This window comes from Candidatus Margulisiibacteriota bacterium (genome assembly GCA_003242895.1).
GTDB lineage: Bacteria > Margulisbacteria > Riflemargulisbacteria > GWF2-39-127 > GWF2-39-127 > GWF2-39-127.
Genome location: QKMY01000074.1, coordinates 1 through 10,205, shown reverse-complemented (window position 1 = coordinate 10,205; position 10,205 = coordinate 1). Strand labels below are relative to the sequence as shown.

8 protein-coding genes are annotated in these 10,205 nt (G+C 40.3%); 2 read left to right on the top strand and 6 right to left on the bottom strand.

Features of this window, described 5'->3' with window-relative positions; all coding sequences use genetic code 11:
- Positions 1 to 112: 112 nt before the first annotated feature.
- Complete coding sequence (locus DKM50_13655; protein PZM77251.1) at positions 113 to 1,519, top strand: hypothetical protein; 1,407 nt, start codon at positions 113 to 115, stop codon at positions 1,517 to 1,519.
- A gap of 167 nt (positions 1,520 to 1,686) precedes the next feature.
- Here the strand turns inward: DKM50_13655 and DKM50_13650 are convergent, their stop codons facing one another.
- From DKM50_13650 to DKM50_13625, 6 genes are all read right to left on the bottom strand, one after another.
- Entirely contained in the window at positions 1,687 to 2,097 is a 411-nt protein-coding gene (locus tag DKM50_13650) for a hypothetical protein (GenBank protein ID PZM77250.1), read from the bottom strand.
- A gap of 66 nt (positions 2,098 to 2,163) precedes the next feature.
- On the bottom strand, positions 2,164 to 2,550 hold the full coding sequence (locus DKM50_13645; GenBank protein PZM77249.1) for a hypothetical protein: 387 nt from the start codon (positions 2,548 to 2,550) through the stop codon (positions 2,164 to 2,166).
- 193 nt (positions 2,551 to 2,743) lie between these two features.
- A complete protein-coding gene (locus tag DKM50_13640) occupies positions 2,744 to 3,157 on the bottom strand; it encodes a hypothetical protein (GenBank protein PZM77248.1) in 414 nt (137 codons plus the stop codon).
- A 562-nt stretch (positions 3,158 to 3,719) separates the two neighbouring features.
- Positions 3,720 to 5,363: a hypothetical protein gene (locus DKM50_13635; GenBank protein ID PZM77247.1), complete on the bottom strand. Its 1,644-nt coding sequence runs from the start codon at positions 5,361 to 5,363 to the stop codon at positions 3,720 to 3,722.
- Positions 5,360 to 8,692 (bottom strand): hypothetical protein, encoded by a 3,333-nt coding sequence (locus DKM50_13630; protein PZM77246.1) that lies wholly within the window; start codon positions 8,690 to 8,692, stop codon positions 5,360 to 5,362. Before DKM50_13630 ends, DKM50_13635 begins: the two co-directional genes overlap by 4 nt.
- Positions 8,693 to 9,111: 419 nt before the next feature.
- Positions 9,112 to 9,324: a hypothetical protein gene (locus tag DKM50_13625; GenBank protein PZM77245.1), complete on the bottom strand. Its 213-nt coding sequence runs from the start codon at positions 9,322 to 9,324 to the stop codon at positions 9,112 to 9,114.
- Positions 9,325 to 9,902: 578 nt separating this feature from the next.
- On the opposite strand from DKM50_13625, the gene DKM50_13620 reads away from it, so the two are divergent.
- Positions 9,903 to 10,085 (top strand): hypothetical protein, encoded by a 183-nt coding sequence (locus DKM50_13620; protein PZM77244.1) that lies wholly within the window; start codon positions 9,903 to 9,905, stop codon positions 10,083 to 10,085.
- Positions 10,086 to 10,205: the final 120 nt, after the last annotated feature.

Sequence of the window (10,205 nt, the reverse complement as noted above, 5' to 3'; positions counted from 1 at the left end):
TTGTTACTTTTCACCTCTTAGGTGATTTTTGTTTTTTCGTCGAAACAATTGTAACAACTGGAGGTTCTTTTGTTTATAGGCTTTCTATTTAGGAATTGGCAAAACCATAAGAATGAAAGTTAAGAAAATTTTGTTGTTGTTTTTATTGCTTGTCGCCAGCGTATTGATCCTCCTGGGCTGTGGTACGACCAGCAAGAACACCTCTCCCAGTGGTGAAAATACCGGTTCGTTTAATATCACCGGAATCCTTTCGGGAGCTATGGCCCCATCCTCAATAGTTAACGCGGCGGAATCGGCAAATTATGTCTACGCAGTCAACACCTGCCCGGAATATGGATCGGTATGGCGGAAAAAGGTACTGCTTAATCCTGATGGCAGTTTCGAAATATCCCTAACAAAAGGAGACCCCTGGATACTGGCATTTATTGACACGAACGAGACCGGTGCAGCCATGATAAAGGGAATATTCAAGGCAGAGAGTCTTGATTGTATCGCACCCAAGGCCGCGGTCATAGATGGCAAGGCCAGTATAGGAACACTGAACATAGATGTGTCAGGGAATGCAGAGATATCCTCGGAAAACTACGACACCTTCATCGGCAATCTTGGTATGCTGGATGCCGAAGCCACGATGCTGGGACAAATGGATGACCTTATGCTGCGGTATATCAACCCTGATATGAACAATAACGGGGTCCTTGATATGGATGAAGGGACACATGTCAATATTACCTTCTGGAGCGAATTTAATTATGGCAACAATCTTTTGACAGCCAATGTGCGTGCAGGCCAGCCTATACCAACGAACCAAACTCCAACATTTCGCGGTGTGCACCCCCAGCTCAGGGTATTCGACGACAGCAGCAAAAGCCATCTGTCAGGTCTGCCGCCAAAATGGTCCCTCACATGGACGGAACAGGGCAGTTTTGTTGCAGCAGATATGTATGAAGCAACCGATCTATCAGCAACCTTCGTATCCGGGAATCCCGGTCACTGGGTGTCTTATGACGGGGAAGCCGTAAGTGCCAAGATCGAGTTCCCCTCACACGTTACAAAGGTACCCGAAGGTACATATACCTATAGGTTGTATAACGGCCTGGTTAGGGCCCCTGCCCTTACCTTTGAGTTTACCAATGTCAAAACTCCGGCAGATGCTTCTTACCCGACGAATTTCGTCTTCCCGTTCCCTGTCTTTAATGTGGACTCCAGTGGCAACATTACCTCAATAGACTATACCTGGAAGAAGTATAACGGTACCGGGTTTGTTAACGCGACCTCAGGCGAGCTGGAAATGATCCTCGGCAAGAAATCCGCTTCGATAAAGTGGTACGAGGGTTTAAATAAAAGCTGCTATATTATGATTAAACCCCATGAGCAGAATTTCCCACTCACCGGTACGATCCCTGTCAGTGCCGGGTATAAGGATTTTGACGGACCTACTGCCCGTGATAACATAACAAAACTGACCATAGCATTTGAGACAAGGATGGGAATGCTCATGAACATGAGTATCGATTAAAACAGTCATTTCGTATCAGAAAATCAGATCAAGAGACCGGACAAAAGGCCGGTCTTCTTTTTCTGACAACAGCCAAAGTATAAACTCCGGAGTTCTTTGTCCGTCAGGTCGATAACACCAAAGACTACCCTGTTGCAGCAGCCGGGAATATTGAAGGGTACGTCGTTTTACTCCTGAGCAAGTTCCTGCATTGCCTTTTCTTCGTCCTGATGAGCTATAAACATAATAATCTTTGGATCGTCATTAATATCTTGTATGATATACGAAACATCAAACTCTATCAGCTTATCCCCGGTTTTTTTGAATGTAGCTCCCCAGTGTACCGTAATCAGCGTGTATTCGTTGCTAATAGGAGTTTCTTTCATGGATAATATTTTTGCACCTGTTTGCCCGACACTTTTGTAAAATTCGGCTGCCTGACGGGACAATTTCATGAATTCATCTCTACTATTGGCGATTGACCCGTTTGGACCTGCAGAAATAAAGTGTTCCGCGAACATCGGCACCTGCTTTTCAACCTCAAGCGCACTGAATGCTTTCTCGTACTGCGCAAACATCTTTTTTATTTTTTCTTTCATAGTACTCCCTCCACGCCGGGATAGTAGTAGTAGTAGTAGTAGTAGTAGTAGTTCAACTGGAAGCTGTCAATCTTCTTTTTTAAGGGTTACAGTGAAATTTTTATCATCTATGGTTATTTTATATGTACCATACGAGGGTTTGACTGCTACTTCTGGTATATCCGTAACTTTCACATTTATGGGGACTCCCCTGTCGAAGTTCTTCACCAGTAGCTGTACCAGACGATGTTCATCTGAAGATTTATAACTCTTAATCATTTTATCGGCGATATTCGCTGCAACTTTATCACTTGCCCTAACAATTCCAGCGATACCGGAAAGGGTTATAAAGTAAGCCATTAACAGAAATGCCAAGATGATAACTGTAAAAATAATCCAATTATTTACTCCAACTGCCCAGACACCGTTTTCTCCTCTTTCCAAAATAACAAAATTGTTTCTGCCTTGGTCCATCAATTCACCTTTGTATCTCTGATGTATGCGAAAACACTATCCGTTTATTGCTCGGGAGTATAATACATTTAAGAAAAATAGTAACTTATTTATTTTTTCATAATATATTCGATAAAGGGTAAGCGATCCACGAACCCCATATTTTTATTAGTATCGTAGAGATGTCATAGTATTGAAAAAAAAAGAGGTGAAACTATGGCAAAACGAAGAGAAAACCGTCGGAACGAAAATCGAGGGAACGCTGGGCTAAAGAAATCAGGAACTGGCGTGCCAGCGGAAAGAGCCAGAAGAAGTATTGTGAGGAACGAGGAGTAAGTTTCTGGAATTTCAAGTACTGGGGTGGAATTTTGAAAAGGAATGCCGTATCGGCGTTGATTCCGATCAGCTCAACCTGTTTAACAAACCAGCAGACTCCAAAGAACAACCTCCGACGGATACCGATGATATTGTCAAAGTCGTTGGGTATAGCCGGAATAAGAAAAAGAAAAAAGACCTCAAGGAACTGCCACGGGAAATCAAGCTCATCCCGGTAGCTGAAGAAGAGAGGAACTGTAGCTACGGGCATGTTAAAAATAGCCTGGGTTATGAAATCAAAGAAATAATGCACGACAAACTTCTCCCTTGGAATATCAGGCTCTAACCTGGACCACTGCTACTGACAATATTGGAGTTCGTGGATCGCTTACCGTAGTACTCATCTTTCGCTTATGAGAAAAAAACAAAGAGGACAAGCAATCACTAGCCCAAACACATCAGCTCAAGGTACAATAGATATTTAGTATTGACTACAGATGATTAAAAGAAAATAATATTATTAGTTATATTATCCGGAGGTTTCATATATGTCAGAATTATGTCCAAAATGTAAGGTAATACAGAACATGAAAGTTGATGAGTCAGAACGTGAGATTGTTGATAATGAAGGAAAAAAACAAAAGATTACGACACAATCTTATCAATGCGAAGTGTGTAATTCTTTTGTCCGAAGTGAAGATTCAAAAGCAGAATAATCCTAGTGGTTCGGAGCTAGAGTTACTTTATAATTTTCATTGATCTTTTCCTGAGCATATTTTCAATCGCTTTTTTGGTATCTGGATTTTCGCCTGTTTCAAAATTCGCCGTTCTGAATTCTTATAAACCAGCAGTGAAAGATAGCATGCGGCCGAAGCTTAACCTAATGTGAAATAAAAAGTAGCACCTTTATCATATTCACTTTCTGCCCATATTCGCCCATTGTGTTTCACAATAACCCGCTTCACTATTGCCAGACCTATTCCTGTGCCTTGGAATTCTCTGACATTACCTACTCGTTTAAACGGTTCAAATATACCCGCTGCATCCGCCATTCCAAACCCAACTCCATTATCGCTGATTACGTACGTTCGAGTGTTATTTATGACCTCGGTTCTAAACTCTATTCTTGCCACATCTCGCTTAGCAGTGTATTTCCATGCATTATCCAGCATATTCCCAAGAGCAATCTGGAGCATATTAGCGTCCGCCTCAGCAATAACATTTTTCTTAATAACAACTTCAACTTTCCGCTCCGGTTGTGATTCGTGCAGCTCCGTTAGGGTATCTTCAACTATTTTACTTAGATTGATTGAAGCTCGTTTCAGCTCTAATCTTGATACCCTTGATAAATTAAGGATGTCATCAATCAGCACTGCCATCCCCAAGCTTGAATTTTCCAGTTTATTTAAATAGTCTTCCCTCTCGTCATCACTCATTGTTTGATATTCATACCTAAGTATATGGCTGTATCCGTTGATAGCTCTGAGTGGCCTTCTCAGGTCATGAGATACTGAATAGCTAAACGATTCCAAGTCATCATTCGCTATTTCCAGATCAGTTGTTCTTATTTGTAGGTCCTTTTCAGATTGCCTTAGCTCCTGAATAGCAGCAGTCAAAGCCAATCCGACAATAGTATATATACCTAGATATCCTTGCAGAATTAGTAAAGCAACTATTACATTATCTCTTGCAAATGGACCAAATCCAAATGCAGTACTAACAATAGCCGGGATTGATACTGCCAGGGACAGAAAAGACATTCCTTTCATGCCATATGCATAGGCAACCCAGAATATAAATGGAAGAAGCAAATATTGTATTGGGTAATGAGGTTTATTACTAAAAAGAATATCCGAAAATACGACTAACTCGGTAATAACAAGAGCCGATATAAAGATTAAAGCAGTTATCATGGGCCATTTCCTGAGTTTTAAACTCAATGGTCGGCTCCAGGCAAGAATAAGAGGCGTAATTATTAAAGCTCTGACCAAATGTCCTACCCACCACGTTACCCAGGCAAACGGATATTCTGATGGTTCAATAAATCCACCGATCAGCAGCAAGGTGGTGCCAATAAATGGACTAATAAGTACAGATACAAATACAGCAACAACAAAAATAAAAACATGATAAAGTTTTGCCATCGGATACGAGGTTCCTGTGAACCTTCGAATAATATATCCACCAGCAAAGGCTTGCAGGGCTGCACCTCCGCCAATCATAGTCCCGGCAAGAAACGCGTAACCGGAAAAAGTAGGGTAAGCAGATAATTGCGCGATATTGGCAAGACTGGCACCCAACCATATTCCATACAATACCCTGTACCCAAATAGCAATACAAACGCTAGTGCAATCCCTGATGGTACCCATATAGGAGCAACATTTCCTGGATATACAACAAGAATACCCCCTAGCTTTGCTGCCAGATAATAGACTATCGCCACAACTATTGTTTCTATAATTATTCTAACAACACCCCGGCCTATTTCACTTAGGCTACTATACATCTGCCATTTCATGCTGCCTTTCTGGACATGTCTACAGCTGACTCTTGTCCACCGAAGGTAAAATAAAAAGTAGCTCCTTTCCCTTCTTCACTTTCCGCCCATACAGTTCCCTGATGTTTCTTAACAATAGCCAGTACTATCGTAAGTCCGATCCCATACCCTTCTCTTACTGAAGAATGGCCCTGAAGTCTATAATATGGCTGGAATATTTTATCTGCATATTCCTGTTTAAATCCGATTCCATTATCTTTGACATAGTAAACATCTGTGCCATCTATCTGCTTTTTGCCAAACTCTATGTAATATCTGTCTTTGTCTCCGGTATATTTCCATGCGTTTGATAGTAGCCCGTTAAGAACTTCTGTAACGTATTCCTTATCTGCAAAGGTGAAAACATCCGGTTGAATAACAACGTCACCTTTCCTTATATTATCTTCTTTCTTCAGTTTTTCCATGATACGTTTTGCTGCCAAACTGAGATTAATGTTGTCCCTTCCCATAGTCTTTCTAAGCAATGCAAGAAGGTACTGCATCGTGTCCAGCATATACTCCATCTTAGTAATATTATCACGTGACCGTTCTATATATCGTAACTCATCTAGGGAACAATGCCGCTCCTTACATTTCTCCATAGCAAAACCGTTATTGGCACTAATGCCTCTGATAGGGTTGTACAGGTCATGAGACATACTATAGGCCAGGGTTTCCAATTCCTCATTTGTTACATTAATCTGTGCTGTACGTTCGTTGACTCGCTGCTCAAGAGTTTGGGTCAGCTGCTTAAATCTAGCCTCACTTCGACGCAAATCCTTTTCGGCTTTCTTTCGGTCAGTTATATCTGCAAGCGTAGCCACTGCTCCTATCTGGATTCCTTCCTTTGTGAATATTGGAGCTGCACTGAAATCTATGATGAGTCTCTCTGTTTCTGAATATCTCAAACATACTTCGGCTCCTGTTACGATCTCTCTTTTTTGTAGTGCTCTGATAACAGGTATCTCATCATAGGGATATAGCTGTCCGTCTTCTTTCTCTACCTTAAGATACTTAGTAATTCTATCAAACATTGGTTTTTCTCTGGTTTCTTCGGAATAACCAAGGATTTCTTCTGCTTTTTTATTCAGGTTTATTATCTTCCCCTCCATATTATATATAATTATTCCTTCGGCAATTGAAAAAATAGTAGCATTGAGTTCTGCATTCCTTACTTTCAGTGCTTCTTCAGCGTTCTTGCGCTCAGTGATATCTGTAAAAAGTGTAGTAAATTCGCCATAGGTTGATTGGCAGACAAAGATGGAGAGCCATTGCTTGGTAGGCTCAAAATAAACTTCAAAAAATAATTCTCCCCCTTGAAGGGCAATCTTGCCAAAATTACCAATGTAATCAAATGAGAATTTCTCTATACCAGGAAATACCTCCTTAATAGATTTACCTTCTACATCTTCTTTCCGAACACCAATGATCTCTTCATAAGCATAGTTGATCTGAAGGGTAATAAAATCTATCGGATTGCACTTCTCGTCAGTAATTATCCTGCAATGTGATATTCCATTAGATCTTGCATTGAAGAGAGTATTATATCGCTGAACATTTGCACGAAGCTCGGACTCAACTTGTTTGAGCTTTGAAATGTCACTGAAGGTAGTTACTGCACCAATCTGTCTGCCGTCTTTCGTAACAATCGGAGCGGAGCTGGAATTAACACTCACAAAGGTATTGTCCTTATACCTAATCTGCAACTCAATTCCTGTTATGGATAGGCCCTGATGCAATGATTTGTAAATTGGATATTCTTCAGGTTTTAGCGCACGGCCTTCTGCATTGAAGATGCTCAGGAATTTTTCTCCTCTCTCAGCCATTGTTCTTTTTAACTCCTGTCTTTCATTTCCCAGTATTTTGTTTGCCTGTTCATTAATCAAGATAATACGCTCATCCATGCCGTAGATAACTACACCATCAGCAATTGATGAGAAGGTAGCTTCCAGTTCCTTAGTCCTATTCTCCAGCTCAAGTTGCAACTTCTTTATCAGAGTTATATCAGCTACATTTGCTACCGCTCCATCGATATTACGATCCTTTTTCCTGATAGGAGCAACGCTCATACTGAGCCATGTCCTGCTGCCGTCAGCACGCTGGACAGATTCGATGAACCCGCTGACTGTCTCACCCCGCAGAGCTCTGATGATAGCAGACTTCTCGGGATCAAGCGGTATCCCGTCATTTGTTATGGTCTTCATGTTGATGATCCTATTCTTGATACAGCCGATGTCACGGTCATACTCGATAAGACTATATCCAAACAGTTCTCTAATCTTTTCATTCTCTCTGACAGCTCTGCCGTGTGCATCATAGACAATGAGCCCATCGGCAATTGAAGCAAGGACAGCATCAAGCTGTGCATTCCTCAATCGTATTGATTCTTCCGCATGTTTGTGCTCAGATATATCTGTCATCGTAACCACACAACCTAATGCCTCACTAGTCTCTCCTTTAAGCTGGCTTGCATGTAATAATAGATAGCGTATCTGTCTGTCAGTCCGCTCCAGGACTGCTTCAACTCCAATAATAGTTTTACCGGCAAGTATTTGAGCTATAGAAAACTCTACATTCTCTTCTGTACTGGTAACTTTAATATGGAATACATGATCAAAATATTGATAAAGAATATTGCATCCACAGAGCTGATATACCGAAGCATTGGCTCGGACGATTTCTCCAGTATTATTACAGACAACAATTGATTCACCGGCTTGTTCCAGTACTGCCCGTGTCAGTCTCTCAGACGCAATATGCTCTTTACTGCTTTTATGTTCTGTCAGATCAGTCACAATCATACAGATAGCAGCAGAACTATCAACCTGGATTTGACTGATTGAAAGGTAAACAGGAATATCCCTGCTATGCAGAGGAAAACTCATAGAGACTTCTCCTCTGGCTGTACCGGAATATCCCTTTTGAACAAGAGCTTCGAATTTCTCTGTGTATATGTCCCGCACATAATCATAGATAGATGACCCGATTAGTTTCTCGACTGATGTACCAAGCAAATCGGCAATACTCTTGTTACAATAGGTTATAGTACCTTCAGCAATAAAGACAACAGCTCCCGCCCCCATCGTTTCTAGCAGTACTCGGTAAAAATAATCAACACCTTTTAAGGTATAAACCTGATCTCCTACGACTAAAGCATCGACAGAACCCATTCTGATCGCTTCAAGTGTGGATTCTGCTTCTGTTAAAAGTAATTTACTCTCAGATAATTCTTCTTTGGCACTACTAAGCTCTGCTCTGCACAAAGCCAATTCTTCATGTATTTTTTTATACTTTTCGTAGGAAATAACCATCGGTCACTCAGTTTTCGTTTTCAGGTCAAGCCCGAATATTATCTTCATAATTTTTTCACCATCCTGGGTATGTGGGCGGACATCGAGCCCGACCAGTACACGTTCGGTATTAGACAGGTCACCAACAATCTTCTTTCGTACTTTTTTTTTCATTGACATGCCTGTACCTCGTAACACTGGTTATTATCTATTTTTATGGGGACATATGTATCACGATCCGGAGAATGGAACAAGGGAATGAAAACGGTACAACTATTGATTATTAAACCTTGTATATTAGTGTTTTGCCTTCAAATTCAGGATCGTTATTGAGCGTCCCTATAACCGTGATTTCTGAAGGTTAATTGTATTCGGTTCAATTTCGACAGAACAAGTAATTGAAGCTCCTGCGGTATACAATGAGTGTATCTCTGCATGGCTTAAAGCACGGTTGAAATACTGAAATCATTCGTTCCCCAATTAATACTTTCATTGTTGGAAAGCATGATAAAATCATCGATTCCATCAAAGGAATACGCACAGTTTTGCCGTCCGAATCTGTCTGGGACTAATATAGGGCCAAGGACATCGCCACTATTTCCGTTACCGCCGGCATCGTCAGCATTGCCGTTAAAAGGCAGATAGGCAATCAATCAGTTCATTAAGATATCACTTATTTACAGTCTGAATTGATACTGGACTTTTTTTTGCCTGCCCGATTACCTCCTCCGTTTCTTTTTTTAGTTCCTGGCTACAGCCTGCGATCAGTATAATCAAAACCAATAATGCAACCACTCTTAGTATTGTCTTTTTCATAGTATCCTTCCTTTCCTGTAGATATATATTGTGCCAATAATAGCAAAACATAATTATCTAGTAAATATATAATATTATGATATTAGAATCTTGGCGCATGAAATACACAGAACAATCAAAATGCATGCATAACATTCAATATTTGACCTTATCCGTTATCTGCTAATGCCTTATTAATATTGCTGCTGCCATAATGTTTATTGCCGGAAGAACAATTTACCCAAAGATAAAGAGGCCGATCAAGTTGAAACTTAGCTCTAATATTAGAAGTAGATATAAGGATATAATAAAGTCAATAAATCTTATACCCTCAAAAAGGGTAGCATAATCCCATGTTTTATGATATAAATTTATTATGGGGAACTTTTATTATAAATTAGCGCCTTGTTAAGCAACAATTAGAAGGGGGTTAGTTATGAAAAGCGAGATAAATTTCCTTACATATCAGGATACAAAGCAAATCATGGATATCATAAAAAATTATTATAGCACAGTAAAAAACATAAAAAAAGTTCTTGAACAAAGGCTTTCAAGAGTTGAAGCCGATCTTGCTGTTATTAGGAGATTACAAGTAAAAAGTCGTCTAAAAGAAACGTAATAACCAATATAATTAGCCTCTGTTATTTCTCAGAATAATCCGGCTTAATGTTGCTGAATAATCTGGCCGATTCAAAATAAACCGGCCAGATTGAGAATAATTAAAAAGTTTCAGATGCAG